This window comes from Streptomyces sp. NPDC050423, assembly GCF_040655445.1.
Classification (GTDB): domain Bacteria; phylum Actinomycetota; class Actinomycetes; order Streptomycetales; family Streptomycetaceae; genus Streptomyces.
In genome coordinates this window covers 1-25160 of the sequence record NZ_JBFAJY010000013.1, presented here as the reverse complement: position 1 = coordinate 25160, position 25160 = coordinate 1, and the positions used below count along the sequence as shown (strand labels likewise).

Genomic DNA, 25160 nt, shown 5'->3' with positions numbered 1-25160 from the left:
CAGCGCCCCTCAGAGCACGCCGAGCGAGCGCACGTAACGCACCTCGGGGACCGGTACACCATCCACCTCGAAGGGCTCCTCGGCGCCGTCCGGGCGGAAGCCCGCGCGTGCGTAGAAGCGGCGGGCCGACGCGTTCTCCCTGAGCACCCAGAGCACGAGCTCCGGGTGACCGGCCGCGGTGGCGCGCGCCAGTACCTCGGACATCAGGGCCCGGCCCGCCCCCGTCCCCGTCCGCTCCGGCAGCACGTAGAGCGCGTACAGCTCACTGCGTGCGAGCCGTCTGCCGTTCTCGCGATACGGCCCGTACGCCGCCCAGCCGACGACGCCGAGGCCCGCCCGCTCCGCCACCACGTTGACGACCTCGTTGCCCTCGGCGAGGAACCCGCGGCGCCGCTCCGCGTCCTCGGCGATGCTCATCGCGTCCAGATGGGCCTGCGGCATCAGCCCCGCGTAGGCGCTCTGCCAGCCGCGCACCCGGACCGTCGCCACGGCCTCGCAGTCCTCGACGGTCATGTCCCGGATCAGCAGTTCGGGGGCGTGCGCCGGAGTGGGATGTGTGGTCACACGCCCATCCTCGCGCACGCCCCCGGTAGGGAACGCGACTTCCGGCCCCGTCAGCCCCGGAAGCCGAGCACTCCGTGCAGCGCGCTGCCCCGGCCCTCCGCGCCCGTACGGGGCGCCGCCTTCGCGGCCTTGCCGGTCGCGGGCTTCGGGTCGGGCGTCTTCGCGCAGACCGCGTCCACGTCGCCGCTCCTGCCGCGCGGGACGGTGCCCTTGGCGAGATAGTCCGCCAGGTACTTGTCCAGGCAGTCGTTGCCGCTCAGTGTGACGCCGTGGTTGCCGCCGCCCTGCTCGACGACCAGGCTGGAACCGCGGAGCTTGCGGTGCAGGGTGACTCCGCCCTCGTACGGTGTGGCCGCGTCTTCCGTGGCCTGGAAGAGCAGCGCGGGCGGCAGGTCGTGGTTGGAGACCCGGACCGGATTCAGCGGCTCCACCGGCCAGTCGGCGCACGGCGCGTTGTACCAGGTGTTGCTCCAGGCCATGAAGGGCGCCTTGGTGTGCACCCTCCAGGCGTCGTTGCGCCAGACGTTCCAGTCGCGCGGCCACTGGGCGTCCCGGCACTGAACGGCCGTGTAGACCGAGTACCCGTTGTCGCCTTCGGCGTCGACCGCGCCGAACCGCTCGTACGCCTTGACCAGCGTCTTCTCGTCCTTGTGGTTCACGTAACCGGCGAACGCCTCGGCCAGCACGGGCCAGTAGCCGTTGTAGTAGCCGCCCGGCAGGAACGTGTCGTCCAGCTCGCTCGCGCCGACCTTCTTGCCCGCGGGATGCTTCTTGACCGCGTCCCGCATCCGGTACCAGGCCGCCTCGACCTTCGCCGGGTCGCTGCCCAGCCCGTACGTGCTGTGGTACTTCGCCACCCAGGCCATGAACGCCTTGTGGCGGGTGTCGAACGCGTAGTCCTGGCTGAGGTTGTCGTCGTACCAGACGCCGGTCGGGTCGACGTTCGAGTCGAGGACGAGGCGCCGGACGCGGTCCGGGAAGAGCTTCGCGTACACCGAGCCCAGGTAGGTGCCGTAGGAGTACCCGAGGTAGTTGAGCTTCGCCGCGCCGGTCGCCCGGCGGATCACGTCGAGGTCCTTGGCCGCGCTGACCGTGTCCATGTACGGCAGCAGGTCCGGGTACTTCTTGCCGCAGGCGGCCGCGAAGGACCGGGCGCGGTCCCGGTTGGCCTGCTCGTCCCGCAGGGTGCGCGGCACCGAGTCGGGCCGTACCGGATCGGAGTACTTCGGCACGCAGTCCAGGGCCGGCCGGCTCTTGCCCACGCCGCGCGGGTCGAAGCCGATCACGTCGTACTGGGCGGCCACCGCCTTCGGCAGCGAGGCGGCGACGAAACCGGCCATCGACAGTCCGCTGCCACCGGGGCCGCCCGGATTGACCAGCAGCGGGCCCTGGAAGGTCTTCGAGGTGTGCGGGACCCGGGTCAGGGCGAGGGTGATCTTCCGGCCGGACGGGTCGTCATGGTCGAGCGGGGCACTCACCGACGAGCACTGGAGCGTCGGGGACGACTTGGTGGCGCAGTCGGCCCACTTGAGCGATACGGCGCGCTGCGCACCGGTGTCGGCGGTCGCCGGGGACGGCACGGCGGTCACCAGACCGGCGACCGTCGCCCCGACGGCGAACAGAATTCCTGAACGTTTCGTCATATGGCCTCCCGTGGTGGGGGGAACACGGCTGCGCGTGACGGCAGCCCCCGCCGGATGCTCCCCGCATCGGAGCCGTAAGGACCTGTTCCGGTGAGAGATGACCCGTTTGCCGCTGCCCGGTGCCCGGTGCGCCGGATCGACGGCGGTCCGGTCAGAGCAGGGTCAGCTGGGTGGGCTCGGCGCCGTCGGGCGGGGGCTGCGGCTCGCCGCGCCCGGGGAGTGCGCGGGGGGTCCCGCGGCGCGAGGGCCCGATGCCGTACTCGGCAGCGAGCTCGTGCACGTGGCGGGTGACGCGGCGCTGGTACCACGTCGGCGCGTACGCCCCGTCCGCGTACAGGCGCTCGTACCGCCCCACCAGCTCGGGGTGGTGCCGGCCGAGCCACTCCATGAACCACTCCCGGGCGCCGGGGCGCAGATGGAGGACGAGCGGGGTCACCGAGGTCGCACCGGCGGCGGCGATCGCGCGGACCGTCGCCCGCAGTTGGTCCGGCCGGTCGCCGAGGAACGGGATGACGGGCGCCATCAGCACCCCGCAGCCGATGCCGTGCTCGCTGAGGGTGCGCACGACGTCCAGGCGGCGCTCGGGGGAGGGGGTGCCGGGCTCCACGGTGCGCCACAGCTCGGGGTCGACGAAGCCCACGGAGACCGAGACGCCGACCTCGGTGACCTCGGCCGCCTGCCGCAGCAGCTCCAGGTCGCGCAGGATCAGCGTGCCCTTCGTCAGGATGGAGAAGGGGTTCGCGTGGTCGCGCAGGGCCGCGAGGATGCCGGGCATCAGCCGGTAGCGGCCCTCGGCGCGCTGGTAACAGTCGACATTGGTCCCCATCGCGATGTGCGCGCCGTGCCAGCGGCCGGCGGCGAGCTCGCGGCGCACCAGCTCCGGGGCGTTGACCTTGACGACGATCTGCGAGTCGAAGCCCAGCCCGGTGTCGAGGTCCAGATAGCTGTGGGTCTTGCGGGCGAAGCAGTAGACGCAGGCGTGCGAGCAGCCGCGGTAGGGGTTCACGGTCCACTCGAACGGCATTCGGGACGCGCCCGGCACCCGGTTCACGATCGATCGGGCCCGGACTTCGTGGAAGGTGATGCCGCGGAACTCCGGGGTGTCGAAGGTGCGCGTCGTCACCGCGTCCGCGGCGAAGAGCGCGGCCTCTCCGCTCTTGGTGGTCTTGGCGCGGTTTTCGGCCAGATTGTCCCAGCGCATGGACGCCTCCTAGGTAGCACTGACCCGAGAATAGAACACTTGTTCCCTTGATCGTTTTCTCCCCTTCGTCCCCGGCCGGATTTTGAGCCGGGTGCCGGAGGTGGTTGGCTCAGCACACCCCGAACAACCGAGTGCTGGAGGAACAGCCATGGCGCAGGTCGAGGCCACGACAGAGCGGATCATCGCGGCGGACCCGGAAGCGGTGTTCGACGCGCTGGCCGACTACAAGGACGTCCGCGGCAAGGTGCTGCCCGGCCACTTCAGCGAGTACGAGGTGCGTGAGGGCGGCGACGGCGAGGGCACCCTCGTCCACTGGAAGCTCCAGGCCACCAGCAAGCGGGTGCGCGACTGCCTGCTGGAGGTCAGCGAGCCCACCGAGGGGCAGCTCGTGGAGAAGGACCGCAACTCCTCGATGGTCACGACCTGGACCGTCACCCCGGCCGGCGAGGGGAAGTCCAAGGCGGTCGTCTCGACCGTGTGGAACGGGGCCGGCGGCATCGGCGGATTCTTCGAGAGGACCTTCGCACCCAAGGGACTTGGCCGCATCTACGACGAGCTCCTGCAGAATCTCGCCACCGAGGTGGAGAAGTAACTCCCGGTCCCGCTTTCCGGCCTCACCGGTTCGGGTGATCTTTCCGTCCGGACGGTTGTGCGCCGTAGCGGCCCCCATCGGCGGCTAAGCCCTCCAAGTGCGCCGTCAGTGCCCCCCGCCGCGTTTGCCCTCCCTTGTATCGCAATGCGAGAAATGGGCGGCGCAGATGCGACGAGGGGAGCGGCACGTGGTGGGTGGGATCACTCTGGTGAAGGACGAGCCAGACGGTACGGGCGGCACCGGAACGGTGCGGACGTCCGAACCGCCCCCGCCGCCGACCGCGGCGGAACCAGCCGCTCCGTTCGTGCCCCCGGCACCCGAGACGGACCCCCGCCGCATCCGGCTGATCTTCATCGGGCTGATGCTCACGCTGCTGCTCGCGGCGCTCGACCAGATGATCGTCGCCACCGCGCTCCCGAAGATCGTCGGTGAGCTGCACGGCCTGGAGAAGATGTCCTGGGCGGTCACCGCCTATCTGCTCGCCTCCACCATCGGGCTCCCGGTCTACGGCAAGCTCGGCGACCTCTTCGGCCGCAAGGGCGTCTTCCAGTTCGCGATCGTCGTCTTCGTCATCGGCTCCGCGCTGGCCGGCTGGTCGCGCACCATGGACGAACTGATCGCCTTCCGTGCCCTCCAGGGCGTCGGCGGCGGCGGGCTGATGATCGGCGTCCAGGCGATCATCGCGGACGTCGTGCCGCCCCGGGAGCGCGGCCGGTTCATGGGGCTCATCGGCGCGGCCTTCGGACTCGCCTCCGTGGCGGGCCCGTTGCTCGGCGGCTTCTTCACCGACCACGCCTCCTGGCGCTGGTGCTTCTACATCAACATCCCGTTCGGCCTGGTCACCTTCGCCGTCATCACGGTCGTGCTGAAGCTCCCGAAGCCCACCGTCCGGCCGCGGCTCGACATCCTCGGCGCGCTGCTGCTGGCCGCCGCCTCCACCTGTCTGGTGCTGCTGACGAGCTGGGGCGGCACGGAGTACGCCTGGGGCTCGGGCACCATCCTGGGGCTGGCCGCCGGAGCCGCCGGAACGACTCTGCTGTTCGTCGTCGTCGAGCACCGCGCGCCCGAACCGATCATTCCGCTGCGGCTGTTCCGTGACTCGATCTTCAATGTCAGCGCACTCGTCGGCGCGGTCGTGGGAGTCGCCCTGTTCGGCGCCGCCAGCTACCTGCCGACCTTCCTCCAGATGGTCGACGGGGCCACCGCCACCGAGTCCGGGCTGCTGATGCTCCCGATGATGGGCGGCATCGTGGCCGCGTCCGTCGTCTCCGGCCAGCTGATCTCCCGCACCGGCAAGTACCGGGTCTACCCGATCGCCGGCAGCGCTCTCGCGGCGGTGGGCATGTGGCTGCTGTCCCGGCTCGAGACGGACACCCCGCGGCTGGAGTACAGCGTCTCGCAGGCGGTGCTCGGTCTCGGGATCGGGCTGATCATGCCGGTGCTGGTGCTCGCCGTGCAGAACTCCGTACGGCCCGCCGACCTCGGCACCGCCACCAGCGCCAACAACTACTTCCGGCAGATCGGCGGCAGCGTCGGCGCGGCCGTGTTCGGCACGCTCTTCGCCGGGCGGCTCGCCGACGCGCTCGCGGTGCGCCTGCCGTCCGGAGCGGATCTGCCCGACCCCGAGTCGATCACGCCGCAGCTGGTCCACGCCATGGACCCGGTGCTGCGTGACAGCTATATCCAGGCATACGCCGACGCGATGCCCCGGATCTTCCTCTACCTTGTGCCGGTCCTCGTGCTGGGCCTGTTCTTCGCCTTCTTCCTCAAGGAGAAACCGCTGGTGTCCCACCACAGCCCCGAAACCGCAGCCGAGCCCGCGACGATCCCCTCCGCCCGCACCGACCCGGGCACGCAGCCCGCCGGCCCCCTCTCGGGGGTGCCCGTCTGCGGCAGCGTCCAGCACCCCGACGGCACGAAGGTCCCGCGCGCCGCCCTCACCCTCATCGACGTCCAGGGACAGCAGGTCGGCAGGGGCGCCAGCGGTGACGAGGGACGGTACGCGCTCAGCGTCCCCGGCGCCGGTTCGTACGTCCTCATCGCCGCTGCCGGGGGCCACCAGCCGCAGGCGGTCAGCGTCACCGTGGGCGAGCGGCCCGTGGAACTCGACGTGGTGCTCGGCGGTGCGGGCCGGCTGGCGGGGACCGTGCTGACGGCGGACGGCGTTCCGGTGCGCGACGCGGCCGTCACCCTGACCGACGTACGCGGCGAGGTGGTCTCCTCCACCCGCAGCGGCCGCGAGGGCGGCTATGTGATCTCCGAACTGGTGGCGGGTGAGTACACCCTCGCGGCCAGCGCCCCCGCGTTCCGGCCCGCCGCACTGCCGGTCAGCGTGCAGGCGGCCCGCGAGACCCGGCAGGACATCGAACTGGCCGGCGGCGCCGTGCTCCGCGGCGTCGTACGCGCCAGCGGCGGGCGGCTCGTGGAGGACGCGAGGGTCACGCTCCTGGACGCGGCGGGCAATGTGGTCGACACCCTGACCACCGGGCCCGACGGGGCCTTCCGGTTCGTCGACCTGTCCACCGGCGAGTACACCGTGATCGCCGCCGGCTACCCGCCGGTGGCCACCGTCCTCCAGGTCGCGGGCGGCGGGCGCACCGAAAGGGACCTCCAGCTGGGACACGAGGACTGAACCCGCGACGGGTGGTGAAGGTAGTGCGCCCCCGAGTGCGCGGGGCGCACCACCTTCGGGGGCGATTCGGTCGATGACCGGCGAGCGTCCGTCGCGGCCCCGTACGGTGGAGCCTCGTACCGCAGAACTTTGCGGTGGGGAAGGAGCCTTCCACCCATGGACCTCGGTGTGCCGTCGCAGAGGACACCACAACCGCGAGACGCCGCGGCGGGCCGAGTGCCGCTCGCCGTGGTCGTCGTCGACGCGGACGGACTCGTGTCGCACTGGTCGACCGGGGCCAGAAGGCTCTTCGGAGTCGCCCGGGACGACGCGGTCGGCTGCCCGGCCGGTGAACTGCTCCCGGTCGCCGGGGCGTTACGGGACCACGGTGAACCGCCGCGAGGCGGGACGTACGCCGAGTACGGCCCCGAGCTCGACAGCTCCTTCAGCGGCACCGTCGCCTACCCGACGGCGGGCCGGGCCCGGGTGGACGAACCGGACCGCGGCCGGATCGAGGTCCTGTGGTGGGCCTATCCGCTCGTCGGCCCCGGCCCCGAGCGGCTGCTCGTGCTCGCCGCGGACTCCGCGCAGGTACGCGGCGCGGAGGCGGGGGACGGCCGGGGCGCCGAGACGATCGCACCCGGATTCGCCCTGCACACCGATTTCCCCGGCTACCGGGAGCTGTCCGGGCGGCTGCCCGAGATCCTGCCCAGCATGAGCGTCCACGAGGCCACTCGGATCGTCTCCCAGGTACTCGAACTCGGCTATCCCGTGCTGGAATTCAGTCGACACGATCGAATCCCGGTGACCCCCGACTGGGGAGTGCCGCAACGCGCCGGGCACCGGGAACCGCGAGACCCGCGGGACGTCACCGACGGCCGGCTCGCGCCCCGCGCGGCGCCCCGCCCCGAGCTGGACCTCGAATACGCGGCTGTCCGTGAACGGCTGGAATTCCTCAACGAGGTCAGCGGCCGGATCGGTTCCTCCCTCGACCTGGAGCGCACCATCCGCGAGGTCACCAGCGCCGCGGTGCCCCGCTTCACGGACTTCGCGGGCACCCATCTGCGCGCCGCGGTCCTCGCCGGCGAGGGCTTCCCGGACGGCCCGCCCGACATCACGACGGTCTGGCACCGGGTCTGGGTCGAGCACAACGACGAACCGGGCCGCTGGGACGACACCGTGCCGGTCGGCGAGTCCATCGCGTTCCCGGAACACACCCCGTTCTTCCAGTGCATGGTCACCGGCGAGCCGGTCATCATCCCTTACGTCAGCGAGGAGTTGAGCAACCGGATCTCGGGCGAGTTCGAGAAGCGCGATCTGCGTCCGCTGATCACCCACCGCTCCCTGCTCATCGTGCCGCTCAAGGCCCGCGACGTGGTGCTCGGCTTCATGGTCCTGATGCGGCGCCCCGGCCGGGAACCCTTCGACGACATGGACCGCACCACCGGCGCCGAACTCGCCGCCAGGGCCGGGCTCGTCCTCGACAACGCCCGCATGTACACCTACCAGGAGAACGTCGCGGAGACGCTCCAGGACAGCATGCTGCCCCAGGTCGAGCCGTGCATGGCCGGCTGCGACATCGCCACCCGCTATCTGCCCGGCGCCCGGCTCGGCAGGGTCGGCGGCGACTGGTTCGACTCGGTGAAGCTTCCCGGCTCCCGGACCGCGCTGGTCGTCGGCGACGTGATGGGACACGGGCTCAACTCGGCGGCGATGATGGGCCAGTTGCGTACCGCCGTACTGACGATGGCCACCATGGAGATGCCGCCGGCGCAGCTGCTGCGCAATCTGGACGACCTGGCCCAGCGCCTCGGCGAACAGTATCTGGCCACCTGCCTCTACGCCGTGTACGACCCGATCCGTTCCGAACTCCAGATCGCCAACGCCGGGCACATCCCGCCGGTGCTCGTCCGTGCCGAGGACGGCCGGGCCGAACTGCTCGACCTGCCGACCGGGGCCCCGATCGGCGTCGGCGGGGTGGCCTTCGCGACCGCGACCGTGCGCGTCCTGCCGGGCGACCGCCTGGTGCTCTGCACCGACGGCCTGGTCGAGGTGCGCGGCCAGGACATCGGTGCCGGTCTCGCCGCGCTCTGCGCCTCCGCCGCGCACCCCGCCGCGTCCATGGACGACGCCTGCGACACGATCATCCGCGCGCTCAACCCCAGCGGCGGCCGCAAGGACGACGTCGCGCTGCTGATGGCCCGCCTCAACGGCATCCCCGACGACGACGTCGTCGAGTGGCAACTCGCCCTGGATCCACGCGAGGTGGCCCGCGCCCGCCGGATGGTCCGCGGCAAGCTGCTCGACTGGGAGCTGCCGGACGCCGTGGAGGCGGCCGAACTGATGGTCAGCGAGCTCGTCACCAATGCCGTGAAGCACGGACGCACCCATCACATCGGGCTCCGGCTGGTCCGTACCGGCGCCCTGCTCTGCGAGGTCACTGACGACGAGCCCGCCCCCGCCACGCTCCTCGAAGCCACCGCCGACGACGAGTTCGGCCGCGGGCTCGTCCTGGTGAGCGGCCTCGCCCGGGAGTGGGGCAGCAGTACCACGGCTCGCGGCAAGACCGTCTGGTTCGAGCTGGCGCTCTCCCGGCTGCCCCGCCCCCGGCGCAACGGCTGGTAAAAGCAGCCGCCCCCGGTGTCCGGTCCTGTGCGCACCCTTGCCCTGCTCAGTGGGGGGCGGTAGTCCCTTGTTGTGCAAGGTGCCTCAGTGCGACGGGACTCGGGAGTGCGCATGGATGTTTCACAGCGGTACAGCGAGGCGTGGGAAGGCTTCTGGGCCGCCACATCGGACGAGCCCGGCGAGGCGATCTGGGACGCGGACCCCTCACTGAGCGCCGCCCCGCACAGCGAACTGCTCCTGCCCTACGCCGACGCCGCACTGCCCGTTGCCGACCTCGGCTGCGGCAACGGCACCCAGACCCGCTACCTGGCCACCCGGTTCGCCCGCGCCATCGGCGTGGACCTCTCGCACGCCGCGATCGGCCATGCCCGCCGGGCGGACACCGAGGGCGTCGCCGAGTTCGCCCAGCTGGATCTGACCGACGGCGGCGCGGTGCGCGCCCTGCACGAGCGGATCGGGGACGCCAACGTCTATATGCGAGCGGTGATCCACCAGAGCGAGGCCGAGGACAGGCCCGCGGTCGCCGCAGCCGTGGCGACGCTGCTGGGGGCGCGTGGCCGGGCCTTCGTCGCCGAGCTGACCCCGGCCTCCAAGGACGTGCTCCGGCGGGCGGCGCAGGGGCCGGACGGGCCGCCCAAGAAGCTGCGCCGGGTCTACGACCACGGGCTCAAGCCGGCCGACGCCGGCGAGGAGGAGGTGCCCGACCTGCTGAGGGCGGCCGGGCTGACCATCCTGGACAGCGGTGACACGGCCCTGCCGCAGACCGAGCAGCTGCCCGACGGGACCCGGATCGACCTGCCGGCCAGGTGGTACGTGCTGGCCGTCGGCTGATCCGACGCGCGGTCCGGCCCCGGACGCGCGAACCGTCCGGGGCCGGAGGCGTCCCTCAGGGCAGCAGCCGCGGCCCCTTCTCGCCGCGAAGTCCTCGACCCGGCCGCGCTCACCGCCCCGTCTCGTCCCGCACCAGCGTCATGAGCGCCCGCGCTCCGGGGCTCATGGTCCGCGCGTCCGGAAGCACCACGACGCTCTCGTAGTACGGCTGGACCGCACCGTCGAGCCGGACCGTCACCAGGTGCCGCGCCTCGGGCTTGCGGGAGAAGTGGTGCGGCACCACCGCGATGCCGAGGCCCTCCTGCACCAGCTCCAGCAGGCTGTGCACGTCGTTGACCTCAAGCGCCACCGTGCGGCGCAGCCGCGCCGTCGCGAACGCCTCGTCGGCCGCGCGGCGCGGACCCCAGTCCGGATGGAAGTCGATGAACGGCTCACCCGGCAGCTCGTCCCACCCGACCCGGTCCGTCGCGGCCAGCCGATGGCCGGGGGCGCACAGCAGGACCATGGGCTCACGAGCCAGCGGGACCAGCTCGCCGCGCCACTCCACGGAGCTGACCGTGGCGGCGAACGCGATGTCGAGCCGTCCTCCGGCCACCCCGTCCACCAGGCTCGTCGTCCCCTCCTGGCGGAGCCGGATCTCCATGTGCGGGTGCGCGCGGTGGAAGGCGGCGAGCAGCCGCGGCAGGCTCACCCCAGCCACGCACTGCTCGACGCCCACCGACAGGGTGCCGCGCAGCAGTCCTCGTACGGCGTCGACGGCGTCCTTCGCCGCCCGCGCGCCCGCCAGCGTGCGCTCGGCCTCCACCAGCAGGGCGCGCCCGGCCTCGGTCAGCCGCACACTGCGGGTGGTCCGGCTGAACAGCGGGGTCCGCAGCTCCTGTTCCAGCGCCCGGACGGAGGCGGAGAGGCCGGACTGCGACACGGCGAGGCGTTCGGCGGCCCGGGTGAAGTGCTGCTCCTCGGCGACCGCGACGAAATGTTCCAGCTGGCGCAACTCCATGATTGAGAAATATAGGCGCTGAATCCAAGCGGAATCTCCTGTTGGACTGCTGGATCGATGTGGGCGAACCTGGACCCCGCAACCTCGCCGGGGCGGAGCCGAACAGCGGCGCGTCCCCGGCGGCCGGAACGATCTCTCCCGGGGAGCCCCGCATGTACATCCCGTCCGCCGACCGTTACCAGGACATGCCCTACCGGCGCACCGGGCGCAGCGGGCTGAAGCTGCCGGCCCTCTCGCTCGGCCTGTGGCACAACTTCGGCGGGGACCGGACGCCGGAGACCCAGGGACAGATCCTCCGCAGGGCGTTCGACCTCGGGATCACCCACTTCGACCTGGCGAACAACTACGGCCCGCCGCCCGGCTCCGCCGAGACCGCGATGGGCCGCGCGCTGAGTACGGACTTCGCCCGGCACCGGGACGAGATCATCGTCTCCACCAAGGCCGGCTATCTGATGTGGGACGGCCCCTACGGGGAGTGGGGCTCGCGCAAGAACCTGCTCTCCTCGCTCGACCAGAGCCTCGGCCGCCTCGGGCTCGACTACGTCGACATCTTCTACTCCCACCGGCCCGACCCCGGGACCCCGCTCGAAGAGACGATGGGCGCGCTCCACTCGGCGGTGCGGCAGGGCAAGGCGCTCTACGTGGGTGTCTCCAACTACTCGGCCGAGCAGACCCGCGAGGCCGCCCGGATCCTGAAGGACCTCGGCACCCCGCTGCTCATCCACCAGCCGCGATACTCGATGCTGGACCGCTGGGTCGAGGACGGCCTGCTCGCCGCCCTCGACGAGCTGGGCACCGGCTCCATCGCGTACTCCCCGCTGGAGCAGGGCATCCTCTCCGACCGATACCTCCGCGGCATCCCGGAGGGTTCACGGGCGGCGGGCAGCAGCCCGTTCCTGTCCGCCGACTCGGTCACCCCGGAGTTGGTCGGATCGCTCCGCGAGCTCGACCAACTTGCCTCCGAGCGCGGTCAGTCGCTGGCGCAGATGGCGCTGGCCTGGGTGCTGCGCGGCGGCCGGGTCACCTCCGCCGTCGTCGGGGCGAGCAGCGTCGCCCAGCTGGAGAACAGCGTCCAGGCGGTCCGCAACCTGGAGTTCAGCGACAAGGAACTCAGCCGGATCGAAAAGCTGTTGAAGGGCGCCAAGCGCCGCTGAGGCCCGCTCCGGTCCGGCCGCCGGCGGCGGACGGGCCCCCGGCGGCGGACGGGCCCTCTTCCGGCGGAACGGACCTCCTTCAGTGGAGTGGACCACTGGAGGTCCGGACAGCCCTGGCCCGCCCGTTCCGCGACGCGTACCGTGTGGCCGCATGAAGATCCTCGTCAGCGCCGACATGGAAGGCGCCACCGGTGTGACCTGGCCGGCCGATGTGCTGCCCGGCACCCCGCAGTGGGAGCGGTGCCGTTCCCTGTTCACCTCCGACGTCAACGCCGCGGCCCTCGGGTTCTACGACGGCGGCGCCGACGAGGTGCTCATCAACGAGGCCCACTGGACCATGCGCAACCTGCTGCTGGAACGGCTCGACGACCGGGTCCAGATGCTCACCGGCAAGCACAAGTCGCTCAGCATGGTGGAGGGCATCCAGCACGGGGACGTCGACGCGGTCGCCTTCGTCGGCTACCACACGGGTGCCGGCACGGAAGGCGTCCTGGCCCACACCTATCTGGCCAACTCCATCACCGGGGTGTGGCTGAACGGGGTCAGGGCCAGCGAGGGGCTGCTCAACGCACACGTCGCCGCCGAGTACGGCGTCCCCGTCGTCCTCGTCACCGGGGACGACCTGACCTGTGTGGACGCGCGGGGGTACGCCCCCGACGCCCGTACGGTCGCGGTCAAGGACTACGTCTCGCGGTACGCCGCGGTCTGCCGCACCCCCGCCCGTACCGCCGCCGACATCCGTGCGGCGGCCAAGGAGGCGACGGCTCTCGCCGGGCGGTACCCGGCGGTCGAGGGCGGACCGTTCACCGTGGAGCTGGAGTTCGACGCCGAGCACCTGGCCGCGGCAGCCACCGTCGTACCCGGCGCGGCGGCGTCCGGCGAGAGGCGTGTCGCCTACACGAGCGAGACGATGTACGAAGGTATCCGCACGTTCAAGGCGGTGACGACCATCGTGTCTTCCGCCGTGGAGGAACAGTATGGCTGAGGTGACCAACCCCAAGAACCGCGTCGACGACCTCGCGCTCGACGAATCGGTGACGTTCACCTCCGAACTGATCCGCATCGACACCACCAACCGGGGCGGCGGCGACTGCCGCGAACGCCCGGCGGCCGAGTACGTCGCGGAGCGGCTGGCCGGAGCCGGACTCGACCCCGTGCTCCTGGAGCGCACCCCCGGCCGTACCAACGTGGTCGCCCGGATCGCGGGCACCGACCCGTCCGCCGAAGCGCTCCTGGTCCACGGGCACCTGGACGTGGTGCCCGCGGAGGCCGACGACTGGACCGTGCACCCCTTCTCCGGCGAGGTCCGCGACGGGGTCGTCTGGGGCCGCGGCGCCATCGACATGAAGAACATGGACGCGATGGTCCTCGCCGTCGTCCGGTTCTGGGCCAGGGCCGGCATCCGGCCCCGCCGCGACATCGTGATCGCGTACACCGCCGACGAGGAGGCCAGCGCCGACGACGGCTCGGGCTTCCTGGCCGATCAGCACGCCGGACTCTTCGAGGGCTGCACGGAGGGCATCAGCGAATCCGGCGCCTTCACCTTCCACGCCGGACCGAACATGCCGCTCTACCCCATCGCGGCGGGCGAACGCGGCACCGGATGGCTCAAGCTCACCGCACACGGCAAAGCGGGACACGGCTCCAAGGTCAACAAGGCCAACGCCGTCAGTACGCTGGCCGCCGCCGTCGCCCGCATCGGCGCACACGAATGGCCGGTACGCCTCACCCCGACGGTCCGCGCCGCGCTCACCGAGATCGCCGCACTGCACGGCATCCACCCCGACCTCGACGCCCCCGGCTTCGACGTGGACGAACTCCTCGGCAAGATCGGACCCGCCGCGGCCCTCGTCGAACCGACCGTCCGCAACAGTGCCAACCCGACGATGCTGGACGCCGGTTACAAGGTCAACGTGATCCCGGGCCACGCCACCGCCTTCATCGACGGCCGGACGGTGCCCGGCGGTGAGGACGATTTCCACGCCACCATGGACCGGCTGACCGGCCCCTCGGTCGACTGGGAGTTCCACCACCGCGAGATCGCCCTGGAAGCCCCGGTCGACTCACCCACGTACGCCAAGCTCCGGGCCGCAGTCGAGCGGTTCGACCCGGACGGTCACGTGGTGCCGTACTCCATGTCCGGCGGTACCGACGCCAAGCAGTTCTCCCGGCTCGGCATCACCGGCTACGGCTTCTCACCGCTGAAGCTGCCTGTCGGCTTCGACTACCAGGCCCTCTTCCACGGCGTGGACGAACGTGTCCCCGTCGAGGCGCTGCACTTCGGCGTCCGGGTCCTGGACCACTATCTCCGCACCGCCTGACCCACTCGGGGGAATCGAACATGGCAACCACAGGGGCCTACGGAAGCTGGCCGTCACCGATCGACGCCGCGCTGGCCGCCTCGCGGGACGGCCGGCCGGAGTACGTCGAAGCGGTCGGCGACGAACTGTGGTGGACGGAGCCGCGCCCGGCCCAGGCCGGCCGGCGCGCCCTCGTGCGACGCCTGGCCGACGGGACCACCGCGGAGCTGCCCGCCCCCTGGAACGTCCGCAGCCGGGTCATCGAGTACGGCGGACGGCCCTGGACCGGCACGGAACGCGCCGAGGGCGGCCCGCTGATCGTCTTCGTCCACTTCGACGACCAGCGGCTGTACGCCTACGAGCCGGACGGGCCCGGCGAACCCTGGCCGCTCACCCCCCTCTCTCCGGTCGGCGGCGGACTGCGCTGGGTCGATCCGCGACTGCACCCGGACCGGAGCGCGTCGGGCGAGGTCTGGTGCGTCCTGGAGGAGTTCACCGGCGAGGGAACGGGCGAACTGCGCAGGCTGATCGCCGCCGTGCCGCTCGACGGCTCGGCGGCCGGGGACAGGTCGGCGGTACGCGAACTCTCCGACGGCCGGCACCGGTTCGTCACCGGGCCCGAGCTCTCGCCCGACGGACGGCAGGCGGCCTGGATCGCCTGGGACCACCCGCGGATGCCGTGGGACGGCACCGAGGTGATCGTCGCGGACCTCGGCGACGACGGTACGTTCCACGCCCCCCGGACCCTCCTGGGCGGTCCGGAGGAATCGGTACCGCAGATCCAGTGGGCCGCGGACGGACAGCTGCTCCTCGCCAGTGACCGTAGCGGGTGGTGGAACCTGTACCGCGCGGGTCCGGACGGCAAAGCGGTGGAACTCTGTCCCAGGCAGGAGGAGTTCGCCGGACCGCTGTGGAAGATCGGCCTCAGCTGGTTCCGGCCGCTGGCGAACGGGCTGATCGCCACCCTGCACGGCAAGGGGTCCACCACGCTCGGCATCCTCGACCCGGAGACCGGCAGTCTCGTCGACATCGCCGGACCCTGGACCGAATGGGCCGGAACGCTCGCCGTGCAGGACAGCCGGGTCATCGGCATCGCCGCGAGCCCGCACAGCGCCTACGAGATCGTGGAGCTGGACACGTCGAGCGGGCACACCCGGATCATCGGGGCACCCCACGAGGACGCGGTCGACCCCGCGTACTACCCTCGCCCCGCCGACCGCACCTTCGCCGGTCCGGGCGGCCGGGAGATCCACGCCCACATCTACCCGCCGCACAGCCCCGACCGGACCGGACCGGCCGACGAACTGCCGCCCTACGTCGTGTGGGCGCACGGCGGCCCCACCGGCCATGCCGCGCTCGTCCTCGACCTGGAGATCGCCTACTTCACCTCGCGCGGCATCGGCGTGGCCGAGGTCAACTACGGCGGCTCGACCGGCTACGGACGGGCCTACCGCAACCGCCTGCGCGAACAGTGGGGCGTCGTCGACGTGGAGGACTGCGCCGCCGTCGCCGGGGCGCTCGCCGCCGAGGGCACCGCGGACCCGCACCGGCTCGCCGTCCGCGGCGGCAGCGCCGGCGGGTGGACGACCGCCGCCTCGCTGACCGGCACCGACGTCTATGCCTGCGGCACCATCATCTATCCCATCCTCGACCTGACCGGCTGGGGCACGGGGGAGACCCACGACTTCGAGTCGCAGTACCTGGAGTCGCTGGTGGGCCCGCTCGCCGAGGTCCCCGACCGCTACCGTGAACGGTCGCCGATCACCCGCACCGACCGGCTCACCACGCCGTTCCTGCTGCTCCAGGGGGAGGACGACCCGATCTGCCCGCCCGTGCAGTGCGAACGCTTCCTCGCCGCCGTGGAGGGGCGCGGCATCCCGCACGCCTACCTCACCTACCCGGGCGAGGGTCACGGCTTCCGCCGCGCCGACACCATGATCAGTGCGCTGGAGGCCGAACTCTCCCTCTACGCCCAGACCTTCGGTATCGAGCGGACCGACGTGCCGCGGCTGGAGCTGCGGAAGTGACCCTCACGCCCTCCGCACCCCTCGCACCCCTGACCCGCCCGGCCCGGCTGCGCGCGGGCGCCAGGGTCGCCGTCGTCTCCCCGAGCGGGCCGGTGCCCGTCGACCGCCTGGAGCCGGGCCTCGACGTCCTGCGCGGCTGGGGCCTGGACCCCGTGACGCTGCCGCACGTCCTGGACGTGCACCCGGAGCTGGACTACCTCGGCGGTACGGACGAGGCGCGCGCCCGGGACCTCCAGGACGCCTGGTGCGATCCGTCGGTCGACGCGGTGATCTGCGCCCGCGGCGGGTACGGGGCGCACCGCATGGTCGATCTGCTCGACTGGGCGGCGATGCGGGCCGCCGGGCCCAAGGTGTTCGTCGGATACAGCGACATCACCGTGCTCCACGAGGCGTTCGCCCTGCGGGCCGGGCTCGCCACCCTGCACGGCCCCATGGTCGGCACCGAGGCCTTCCTCAAGGACCCGCGCACCCAGGAGTCCCTGCGGGCCACCCTGTTCGAGCCCGAGACGGTACGGACACTGGGGCTCGACGGAGCGGGGGTCATGGTGCCCGGCCGGGCCCGGGGGATCACCTACGGCGGCTGCGTGAGCCTGCTGGCCGCCGATCTGGGCACCCCGCACGCGCGGCGGTCGGCCCGCGGCGGGCTGCTGGTCATCGAGGACACCACCGAGGACCCGTACGGCATCGACCGCATCCTCACCCAGCTGCTGCGGGCCGGGGCGCTCGACGATATCGCCGGGGTGGCCTGCGGCTCCTGGGCGGGCTGCGGGCCGTACGCGAAGGTGCGGGCGGTGCTTGCCGACCGGCTCGGCGGCCTCGGTGTCCCCGTCGTCGAGGAGCTCGGCTTCGGTCACGGCCCCACCGGGCTGACGATTCCGCTCGGGGTACCGGCCGTGCTGGACGCGCCCGCGGACGGCGGGCCGGCCACCCTCACGGTCGAGGTGCCGGCGCTGGTCTGAGCGGGGCGGGGGCTTCCCGGCCCGAACCGGGGCCGGCACCGTGAACCGATGAGGCGAGCGCCTGCCCCGCCCCTGCCACCCGTATGGGCGTACAGGACCGCCCGCCGGCACCCGGACGGAGTCATCCTGGTGCTCCGGGGGCGGAGGCGCGCCAGGAGCAGGGAAGGGGCCGGTTCATGAGCCCGAAAGATGTGTCGAGCGGCGGGACAAGAGGCACCGGGCCGTTCACCCCGGCCCGTATTCTGGTTCTCGTCGTCGCGGTCCTGTCGGTGGTGTTCATCGCGGAGAACACCGGCGACGTGACGGTCCGCCTCCTGATCCCGCTGGTGACCATGCCGCTCTACGTGGCGCTGATCGTGATGTTCGTGGCAGGCATGGCCTGCGGCGCCTACGTCTTCCGCAGGCGGCCCAAGTAGCACCGGCCCGTCCCGAGTACAGCACCTACGCTGGGCCGATGTCCGACACCACCTACCTGGCCGAGGGGTCGCGCACGGCGATCCGCCCCTTCACCCTCGCGGATGCCGACGAGTTCACCGCACGGTCCCGGGAGAGCCGCGAACTGCACCGGCCCTGGCTGTTCCCGCCCGCCGATCCGGACAGGTACGCCGCGTACGCGACCGTGCTCATCGAGGACCCGACAAAGGCCGGCTTCCTCGTGTGCGAGCGGTACGGCGCGGAGGGCGCGGCCGACGGTGCCATCGCCGGCTTCATCAACATCAACAACATCGTCATCGGCGGCTTCCGCTGCGGCGCCCTCGGATACGGGGCCTTCGCCCACGCGACCGGGCGCGGGCTGATGGCCGAGGGGCTCGACCTGGTTCTGCGGCACGCCTTCGGGCCCCTCGGCCTGCACCGCCTCGAAGCCAACATCCAGCCGGGCAACAAGGCCTCGCTCGCACTGGTGCGCCGGGCCGGCTTCCGGCTGGAGGGCTTCTCGCCGGACTTCCTCTTCATCGACGGAGGCTGGCGCGACCACGAGCGCTGGGCGATCACCGCCGACACGCGGTGACGCCGAGGGCAACGTGCGGCCCGGCCGACGGCCCACCGCGGGCGGGTATCCGGCCGCCGGAACCGCCCGGCTCCTACCGCGGCTGAGTCGCGAGCTGGATCAGATTGCCGCAGGTGTCGTCGAGGACGGCGGTGGTGACGGGGCCCGTCTCCAGCGGCTCCTGGACGAAGCGGACGCCGAGACCGCTCAGGCGTTCGTACTCCGCCTTCACGTCGTCCACGGCGAACTGGGCGAGCGGGATCCCGTCCTCCACGAGCGCGTCGCGGTAGATCCTGGCGGCCGGGTGGCCGAGGGGCTCCAGGAGGAGTTCCGTACCGCCGGGCTCGTCGGGCGAGACGACGGTCAGCCACCGGTCGGTCTCGCCCACCGGGACGTCGTGCTTCTTCACGAAGCCGAGGATCTCGGTGTAGAAGCGCTCGGCCTTGTCCTGGTCGTCGACGAAGACGCTGGTCAGATGGATCTTCATGAGGTGCTCTCCTCCGGTCCGGATGTATCGGGCACGCGCCAACGCCCGGTGATCCGCCGCAGCGGAGCCGTACGCAGGTCGTGGAACTTGTAACGGCCCTCCCGTCTGGTCTCGACGAGCCCGGCGGCTTCCAGCACGGCGAGGTGCTGCGAGATCCCCTGACGCGAGATGCCGAGCCCGTGTCTCGTGCTCAGCCGCGAACAGATCTCGAACAGTGTCTGCCCGGACTTCTCCGTGAGCTCGTCGAGGATGGTGCGACGGGTGGGGTCGGCCAGAGCTTTGAAGAGGTCGTCGGCCACCACCGCATCATAGGCAAGTACTCACTTGCTCGTCGTGCGGGGCGTGCCACGAGCGGGACCGCGGCTCCGCGTCACCCGCTCGTCGCCCGTCCAGCCGGATGGTGTACGAATTCCGGGTGAACGAACAGATCCGGCCCGCGACCCTTCGCCTGTTCATCGCGCTCGCTCCGCCCGACCGGGCGAAGGAGGAACTCGCCCGGGAGCTGCGCCCCGCCTACGCCACGCACCCGGACATGCGGTGGAACCGTATCGAGGACTGGCACATCACCCTGGCGTTCCTCGGTGAGCTCCCCGCCGCGGCCGTTCCCCCGCTGATGGGGCCGCTCGCCGCCCTCGCGGCGGCCCGGCGGCCACTGCGGCTGGCCCTGGGCGACGGCGGCAACTTCGACGACCGGGTGCTGTGGAGCCGCGTCGACGGAGAGCTCGACGCGTTGCACGCACTCGCCGCCGACGTGCGCAGCGCCGTCGGGAGCTGCGGCGTGGCCCTGGAGGACCGGCCCCTGCGACCCCACCTGACGCTGGCCCGTGCCCGCCGGGGCGATCGGTCCTCGGTGGCGGAGATCGCCGCGACGTTCGCCGGGTTCACCGGCCTCCCGTGGCCGGCCGAACGCCTGCACCTGGTCGGCGGCACGACCGGCGGCGGCCCGGGACCGGTCCGCTACCGCGACATCGAGGCGTGGCCGTTCGACGGCGGGGGCCGAACCTGAGACGTCCTCGGCGCGGGCCGGCGGATGTCCCCGGAGGGGTGGGCCTCGTGGGTCAGGCCGGTGGCCCGCCCGTCCAGGGCGAGTGCACGGGCAGCTCCGTGCTCGTGGCGGGCTCCTCGAAGTTCGGAACCTTCGGCAAGTACCGCGTGGCACCCCTCAACGCCTTCGACGCGATCATCTCCGACAGCCCTCTGGCCGACGCGGCGGCCGAGGGAGTGCGGGCCTCGGGAACCGAACTGCACCTGGTGAACGCCTGACCGACGCGCGACCGCCCCGGCCGGCTGCGCCACCCGACTGGCAGGCTGCGGCAGGTCAGTCGCCGCGGGACGTGTGCGCGGCCGTGTCCGACCTCTCCCTCACGTCTTCCACCACGGACTTGTCCAGCGCGGCCCGCACGAGGGCCGCGGCGAAGACGGCCAACTGCTCCGGGGCCACCAGTTCCGCCAGTTCGCGGGGGTTCGCCGGCAGCCCGAGGCGCTGCGCCCCCTGGACGGCTTTGCCATCGAGACAGGGCTCCAGCTCGGTCCAGATCCCCTGGACCTCGCGCAGGAAGACGGCGGCGCCGACAGGCCCGATCCCGGGCACCTCCTGGAGCAGCTCCTCCATACGCGCGGGATCCTTGCCGGCCTCCTCGCGCAGACGCCGCAGATCACCTCCGTAGCGCTCGCGGAGGAATGCCGCGCCTTCGCCGAGGGTGGTGGACTTGCTCTCGTCGTAGCGCCGGTAGTGGCCGGCCCCCAGTGCGTCGACCCGCTGTTGCCAGGTGGCGTCCTGCATCCGGTGGGGGGTTCGCATGTTCGCGTCGAACAGTTCACGGGCCGCGTCGACAGCGACTGAAGCGCGGATTCGCGCGCTGAGAAGACAGGTGAGGACGAGCAGCTGGTAGAGCGGCTGGGGCGTGTCCCGGAGCCGGATCCCGGCCTGGGCCGCATAGGTCTGCCCATGGTTGTCGAGCAGTGCGCGGACGGTGTTGCGGCGCGTGGCCGTGGCGCTCATGACGTCCTCCCTGAGCGAATCGTGCAGCGCTTCGGGCTTCCGTACGGCTGAATCCTCCCCAGGCGGGCGGGCAACCGCAGACGCAGATGACAGGAGCGGAGCCACTGCCCTACCGCAGGTCCAGGTCGTGTGCGAGAAGTTCCGTCCGCCTCGCGTGGTCCGGGCGGCCGACGCTACTTCTGCGACCCGTCCCGGACAGCCAGTGCCGCGTCGATCTCTCGGACGAACGGTTCCAGGTCACCGGGGTTGCGCGAGGTGATGAGCTGCCAGCCGCCCGCATCGTCGGTGACGACCGGTTCGTCGGCCCAGTCACCGCCCGCGTTGCGGATGTCGGTCTGCAGCGAGGCGTACGAGGTGAGCCGCTTGCCGGCGACGGCCCCGGCTTCGACCAGCGCCCAGGGGCCGTGGCAGATGGCTGCGACCGGGCGCCCGGATGTGGTGAAGGCACGCACGATCCGGGTGGCGGAGTCCCGCAGCCGGAGCGTGTCCGCGTTCAACGTACCGCCCGGCACGAGCAGGAGGTCGTAGCCGGCCGGATCGACGTCGTCCAGGGTGAGATCGGGGCGGACGGACTTGCCGGGCTCCTTGTCGCCGACGAGGGTCTCGACGTCGTCCATGGTCACGGCGGCGACATCGACCTTGGCACCCCATCCGCGAAGGTGATCGACCGGTACGACGAGCTCGTCCTGCTCGACGCCGTAGTTGGTGACGACGGCCAGTACCTTCCGCTCGCTCACGTCGTGGTCAGGCATCAGCTTGTCCTTCCTCGTCCGAGCGGACGGCTTTTCCGCCCCGTCCCACCATTGCGCGCCGTGGCGGCATCGGCAATCGGCCACCTGCGGTGGGGACCACGTACCGGCGGCCCCGGAGAAGGCCGCCACGATCGAGACCACGGACGGGGCTGCCGACCCGGGGCCGCAGGGCCGGCGGGCCATTCCTCAGGACGCGCTGCGCTTCTTCGCCGAGGTCTTCTTGACCGAGGCTCTCTTGGTGGCCGTGGTCTTCCCGGTCGTCGACTTCGGCGCTGCGGACTTCTTCGCCGTGCTCTTCTTGGCCGTGCTCTTCTTCGCTGTGCTCTTCTTGCCCGGCCGCATGGGGTGGACGGTGGCGTCCTTGCCATCGCCGCGGTTCTCCTTGGCCGTCTTCACGGAGGCGTTCAGCGCGGCCATCAGGTCCATGACCTTCCCGGACCCCTCCTTTCCGCCTTCCGCCGGCTCCGGCATCTCCTTGCCGTCGGCCTTGGCCTCGATGAGCTCCTCCAGGGCGTCGCGGTAGTGGTCCCGGAACTCCGAGGTGTCGTCGGCGGCCATCGTGTCGGTGAGCCTGACCGCCTGCTCGATCTCGTCGTCGTCCAGGTCGACGGCCTTCGGCGCGAGGGACTCCGGGCTGCGGATCTCGTCGGGCCAGTGCATCGCGTGCAGCACAATGGCGTTCTCGCGGACCCTGAGGAGCCCGAGGCGTTCCCGTCCGTGCCAGGCGAATTTGGCGACGGCGACCTTGTCGGACCGCTCCAGGGCCTTACGGAGAAGGGTGTACGGCTTCTTGGCGACCTGGCCGTCGAACGCGAGGTAGTAGCTGTCACTGATCCGGATCGGGTCGATGCTGCCGGCGTCGACGAACGAGACGATCTCAATCGCCTTCGCCGTCGGCAGCGGCATGTCATCGAGCTCTTGGTCGGTGACGGGGACGAGGTCGTCCTTGGTGACCTCGTAGCCCTTGCCGATCTCGTCCTGCGGCAGAACCTCGTCGTCGATCGAGCAGACCTTGCGCGTACGGACCCTCCCCAGGTCCTCCAGATGGACCTGACGGAAATGGATCGAACGATCCTCGGTGGCGCTGACGATCTTGATGGGAATCGTGACCAGGCCGAAGCTGATGGCGCCGGTCCACAATGGCCGCGGCATACGCACTCACCTCCATAGCCGTTGCTTTGAGTATCAGTAGCTCTCGGCAATTCCGGCGTTTCTGTCGGAATGGTCCGTAACGGTGTCATTGGAGCGCGGGTTGCGCCCTGGTGTCCTGTTGGCGGTCTCCCGTTTCCGTCCCGGCCGAGGGGCCGGAGATTTCGCCACCTGCCCGCCCCGCCCGTGCCTCGCGGCACGAACAGGTGGTGCGGGTCCTACGGTCTGCTCCACGGGGCTTCGACCCCGCCACCACGGCGGGGCCCAGGTCTCCGGCCACTCCGGTACCTGTGAGGCAAGCGTTGCGGTTGAGAGGGCGAACGGTTGTATCCGGCGTTCCCGTCTCGGACTGCAGGACAAGAACGCCGGTGTCGCACTCGAAGACCCTCACGCCCAGGAGCAGCTTTTCTTTCGCCGCACCACAGCGTGAGCCGGCTTCGCGGAGCTTCACCACATCAGCATATTCGCAGACAATGCCGCGCAACCACTGAAAGAAAAATAGGAACAGTTGTTTATCCCCTGCCGTCCGGTGCGCCGGCCGGAGCGGCGGCCGCCGTCGACGCGGCCCGGCCACCGCCCGTACCTCGATCCTTGGCCCTGGCAGGCCCTACCGCATCCGGAGCGAGGCCGCAGCTCAGAATCCGCCGGGTGGCCCGCAGATATGCCGTGTGCTCCGCTCGCCCATCCGTTGGTCCCGCGAGATGCCGGCATCGGGGATGAGCCACGTGCGAGCGGTGCCGCGAGGCGCGACAGTGGAAGCCGGCACTCCTCCCGCTGGACGTGGAGGCAGCGGACGCGAACGGCAACGGTCGCCGAAGAGGACTTGGAGAATGCCGGATGAATGAACTGCTCCGGGCACTGCCCGAGGCCCAGCAGCGGCTGCTGACTGTCGCACCGGCCGCGGGAGAGTCCGCGGCCGACCCGATGCTTGCCGTTCTCAGCGACCGGCGCGACTTCGGCTCCGGCTGGCTATTCGAACGTAAGCTCGACGGGATGCGGGTGCTGGCCACCCGCGACGCGGACCACGTTCGCCTGCTCTCTCGCACCGGCCGTGCGGTGCAGGGAGGTTTTCCGGAGATTGCCGAGGCACTCGCCGGGCAGCCGAGCCAGGGCTTCACCATCGACGGCGAGATCGTCGCCTTCGACCGCGGCCGTACCGACTTCGCCCGTCTCCAGCGGCGCATGCAGCTCACCGACCCGCGCCGGGCACGGGCCACTGGGGTCGCCGTCACGTACTACGTCTTCGACATCCTCCGGCTGGACGGGATCGACCTGACCAGGCTCCCGCTGCGCACCCGTAAGTCTCTCCTGCGGCGTGCTCTCGACTTCCACGCTCCCGTGCGCTTCACCTCGCACAGGAACCAGGGCGGGCAGCGTCAGCTCGATGAGGCCTGCGCCCGAGGCTGGGAGGGCCTGGTCGCCAAGCGCGCCGACAGCCGCTACCGGCGCCGCCGCTCCCCGGACTGGCTCAAACTCAAGTGCGCGAGCGGGCAGGAACTCGTGATCGGCGGTTTCACGGAACCGGCCGGGGCGCGCACCGGATTCGGCGCGCTGCTCCTCGGCCATTACGACAACGGCCGTCTCGTCTATTCAGGCAAGGTCGGCACCGGCTTCGACGACGCCACCCTGGCCGGGCTCCGTGAAGGGCTCGACGCACTGGAAGTTTCCACCTCGCCCTTCACCACGCCGGTGCGTGAAAGAAACATCCACTGGGTCGAGCCCGTCCTCGTGGCGGAGATCGCTTTCACGGAATGGACCCGCGACGGAATGCTGCGCCATCCGCGCTTTCTGGGGCTCCGGCCGGACAGGGCCGCGGCCGAAGTCGTACGGGAACGGCCTCACCGGTCGCGATGACCCCCGGCCGGCCAAGGAGAGAGATGCCCGATCAGGGCTCCTGCAGCAGCCATCGCCCCGTTGTCACGACGCCGCCCCCGGCCCCCGCCGCCCCTTGTAGTTGATCTACATCGGACAGCGACGGGCAGCCAGGGCTCTGACCTGCTGTTCAGCGAGAAGATCGGGTATGCCGGGTATGCCGGGTATCGCCAGGGACTTCTCGGGGACTTATTGACCGTGGTCTTGGGCGAGCCACGAATCCATGGCTGCGACCCCTCGTCGCCCGGCTCCGGGCATGAAGTGTGCGTAGGTGTCGAGTGTGATCTTGGCAGATGAATGGCCTAGCCTCGAAGTTTCGTGACGGTCCGCCGATGGAGTCGGGGGGGCGGGGAGAAAAATAGAGGGTTATTTTATTGGGGAAATGAAAAAAAATAAACCTAGC

The 25160-nt window shown here is 71.2% G+C and carries 22 protein-coding genes and 1 pseudogene; 14 read left to right on the top strand and 9 right to left on the bottom strand.

What is annotated here, in order from left to right; genetic code table 11:
* Positions 1–9 precede the first annotated feature (9 nt).
* From AB0I52_RS12360 to AB0I52_RS12350, 3 genes are all read right to left on the bottom strand, one after another.
* Positions 10–513 carry a GNAT family N-acetyltransferase gene (locus AB0I52_RS12360; RefSeq protein ID WP_363071778.1) on the bottom strand — a complete coding sequence of 168 codons (504 nt, stop codon included), beginning with the start codon at positions 511–513 and terminating at the stop codon, positions 10–12.
* Between the two features lie 101 nt (positions 514–614).
* Positions 615–2207 carry an alpha/beta hydrolase gene (locus AB0I52_RS12355; protein WP_363071591.1) on the bottom strand — a complete coding sequence of 531 codons (1593 nt, stop codon included), beginning with the start codon at positions 2205–2207 and terminating at the stop codon, positions 615–617.
* 151 nt (positions 2208–2358) lie between these two features.
* Entirely contained in the window at positions 2359–3408 is a 1050-nt protein-coding gene (locus tag AB0I52_RS12350; protein ID WP_363071589.1) for an Rv2578c family radical SAM protein, read from the bottom strand.
* Positions 3409–3556: 148 nt separating this feature from the next.
* On the opposite strand from AB0I52_RS12350, the gene AB0I52_RS12345 reads away from it, so the two are divergent.
* The 4 genes from AB0I52_RS12345 to AB0I52_RS12330 all read left to right on the top strand — a co-directional run bounded on the left by AB0I52_RS12345 (position 3557) and on the right by AB0I52_RS12330 (position 10067).
* Positions 3557–4000: an SRPBCC family protein gene (locus AB0I52_RS12345; RefSeq protein ID WP_363071587.1), complete on the top strand. Its 444-nt coding sequence runs from the start codon at positions 3557–3559 to the stop codon at positions 3998–4000.
* Between the two features lie 187 nt (positions 4001–4187).
* Positions 4188–6632: an MFS transporter gene (locus tag AB0I52_RS12340; RefSeq protein ID WP_363071585.1), complete on the top strand. Its 2445-nt coding sequence runs from the start codon at positions 4188–4190 to the stop codon at positions 6630–6632.
* A 156-nt stretch (positions 6633–6788) separates the two neighbouring features.
* A complete protein-coding gene (locus AB0I52_RS12335) occupies positions 6789–9236 on the top strand; it encodes a SpoIIE family protein phosphatase (protein ID WP_363071583.1) in 2448 nt (815 codons plus the stop codon).
* A gap of 111 nt (positions 9237–9347) precedes the next feature.
* Entirely contained in the window at positions 9348–10067 is a 720-nt protein-coding gene (locus tag AB0I52_RS12330) for a class I SAM-dependent methyltransferase (RefSeq protein WP_363071581.1), read from the top strand.
* A gap of 109 nt (positions 10068–10176) precedes the next feature.
* On the opposite strand, the gene AB0I52_RS12325 is transcribed toward AB0I52_RS12330, so the two are convergent.
* Positions 10177–11067, bottom strand: a complete 891-nt coding sequence (locus AB0I52_RS12325; protein ID WP_363071579.1) for a LysR family transcriptional regulator — start codon at positions 11065–11067, stop codon at positions 10177–10179.
* Between the two features lie 152 nt (positions 11068–11219).
* On the opposite strand from AB0I52_RS12325, the gene AB0I52_RS12320 reads away from it, so the two are divergent.
* The 7 genes from AB0I52_RS12320 to AB0I52_RS12290 all read left to right on the top strand — a co-directional run bounded on the left by AB0I52_RS12320 (position 11220) and on the right by AB0I52_RS12290 (position 18516).
* A complete protein-coding gene (locus AB0I52_RS12320; RefSeq protein ID WP_363071577.1) occupies positions 11220–12221 on the top strand; it encodes an aldo/keto reductase in 1002 nt (333 codons plus the stop codon).
* Positions 12222–12372: 151 nt separating this feature from the next.
* Positions 12373–13206: a M55 family metallopeptidase gene (locus tag AB0I52_RS12315; RefSeq protein ID WP_362954458.1), complete on the top strand. Its 834-nt coding sequence runs from the start codon at positions 12373–12375 to the stop codon at positions 13204–13206.
* Entirely contained in the window at positions 13199–14542 is a 1344-nt protein-coding gene (locus tag AB0I52_RS12310; RefSeq protein ID WP_363071575.1) for a M20/M25/M40 family metallo-hydrolase, read from the top strand. The genes AB0I52_RS12315 and AB0I52_RS12310 overlap by 8 nt, the downstream gene beginning before the upstream one ends.
* Before the next feature lie 20 nt (positions 14543–14562).
* Positions 14563–16548, top strand: a complete 1986-nt coding sequence (locus AB0I52_RS12305; protein ID WP_363071573.1) for a prolyl oligopeptidase family serine peptidase — start codon at positions 14563–14565, stop codon at positions 16546–16548.
* Positions 16545–17507, top strand: a complete 963-nt coding sequence (locus AB0I52_RS12300) for an LD-carboxypeptidase (RefSeq protein ID WP_363071571.1) — start codon at positions 16545–16547, stop codon at positions 17505–17507. Before AB0I52_RS12305 ends, AB0I52_RS12300 begins: the two co-directional genes overlap by 4 nt.
* Positions 17508–17683: 176 nt before the next feature.
* Complete coding sequence (locus AB0I52_RS12295; protein WP_362954451.1) at positions 17684–17923, top strand: LapA family protein; 240 nt, start codon at positions 17684–17686, stop codon at positions 17921–17923.
* A gap of 38 nt (positions 17924–17961) precedes the next feature.
* On the top strand, positions 17962–18516 hold the full coding sequence (locus AB0I52_RS12290) for a GNAT family protein (RefSeq protein ID WP_363071569.1): 555 nt from the start codon (positions 17962–17964) through the stop codon (positions 18514–18516).
* A 73-nt stretch (positions 18517–18589) separates the two neighbouring features.
* Here AB0I52_RS12290 and AB0I52_RS12285 read toward each other — a convergent pair whose 3' ends face one another.
* Positions 18590–18982 (bottom strand): VOC family protein, encoded by a 393-nt coding sequence (locus tag AB0I52_RS12285; protein WP_363071567.1) that lies wholly within the window; start codon positions 18980–18982, stop codon positions 18590–18592.
* Complete coding sequence (locus AB0I52_RS12280; RefSeq protein ID WP_363071566.1) at positions 18979–19281, bottom strand: metalloregulator ArsR/SmtB family transcription factor; 303 nt, start codon at positions 19279–19281, stop codon at positions 18979–18981. Before AB0I52_RS12280 ends, AB0I52_RS12285 begins: the two co-directional genes overlap by 4 nt.
* A 98-nt stretch (positions 19282–19379) precedes the next feature.
* On the opposite strand from AB0I52_RS12280, the gene thpR reads away from it, so the two are divergent.
* Together thpR and AB0I52_RS12270 are read left to right on the top strand one after the other, a co-directional pair.
* Complete coding sequence (gene thpR / locus AB0I52_RS12275; protein WP_363071564.1) at positions 19380–19988, top strand: RNA 2',3'-cyclic phosphodiesterase; 609 nt, start codon at positions 19380–19382, stop codon at positions 19986–19988.
* Between the two features lie 80 nt (positions 19989–20068).
* Positions 20069–20245: pseudogene (locus AB0I52_RS12270) on the top strand (DeoR/GlpR transcriptional regulator); the annotation flags it as partial.
* A gap of 55 nt (positions 20246–20300) precedes the next feature.
* On the opposite strand, the gene AB0I52_RS12265 reads toward AB0I52_RS12270, so the two are convergent.
* From AB0I52_RS12265 to AB0I52_RS12255, 3 genes are all read right to left on the bottom strand, one after another.
* The gene (locus AB0I52_RS12265; protein ID WP_363071562.1) at positions 20301–20984 is read right to left on the bottom strand and encodes an endonuclease; all 684 of its coding nucleotides are present in this window, start codon (positions 20982–20984) and stop codon (positions 20301–20303) included.
* Positions 20985–21157: 173 nt separating this feature from the next.
* Positions 21158–21736, bottom strand: a complete 579-nt coding sequence (locus AB0I52_RS12260; RefSeq protein ID WP_363071560.1) for a type 1 glutamine amidotransferase domain-containing protein — start codon at positions 21734–21736, stop codon at positions 21158–21160.
* A gap of 186 nt (positions 21737–21922) precedes the next feature.
* Complete coding sequence (locus AB0I52_RS12255) at positions 21923–22888, bottom strand: Ku protein (protein ID WP_363071558.1); 966 nt, start codon at positions 22886–22888, stop codon at positions 21923–21925.
* A gap of 834 nt (positions 22889–23722) precedes the next feature.
* Here AB0I52_RS12255 and ligD point away from each other — a divergent pair.
* Positions 23723–24739 (top strand): non-homologous end-joining DNA ligase, encoded by a 1017-nt coding sequence (gene ligD, locus AB0I52_RS12250; protein ID WP_363071556.1) that lies wholly within the window; start codon positions 23723–23725, stop codon positions 24737–24739.
* The last annotated feature ends 421 nt before the right edge of the window (positions 24740–25160 follow it).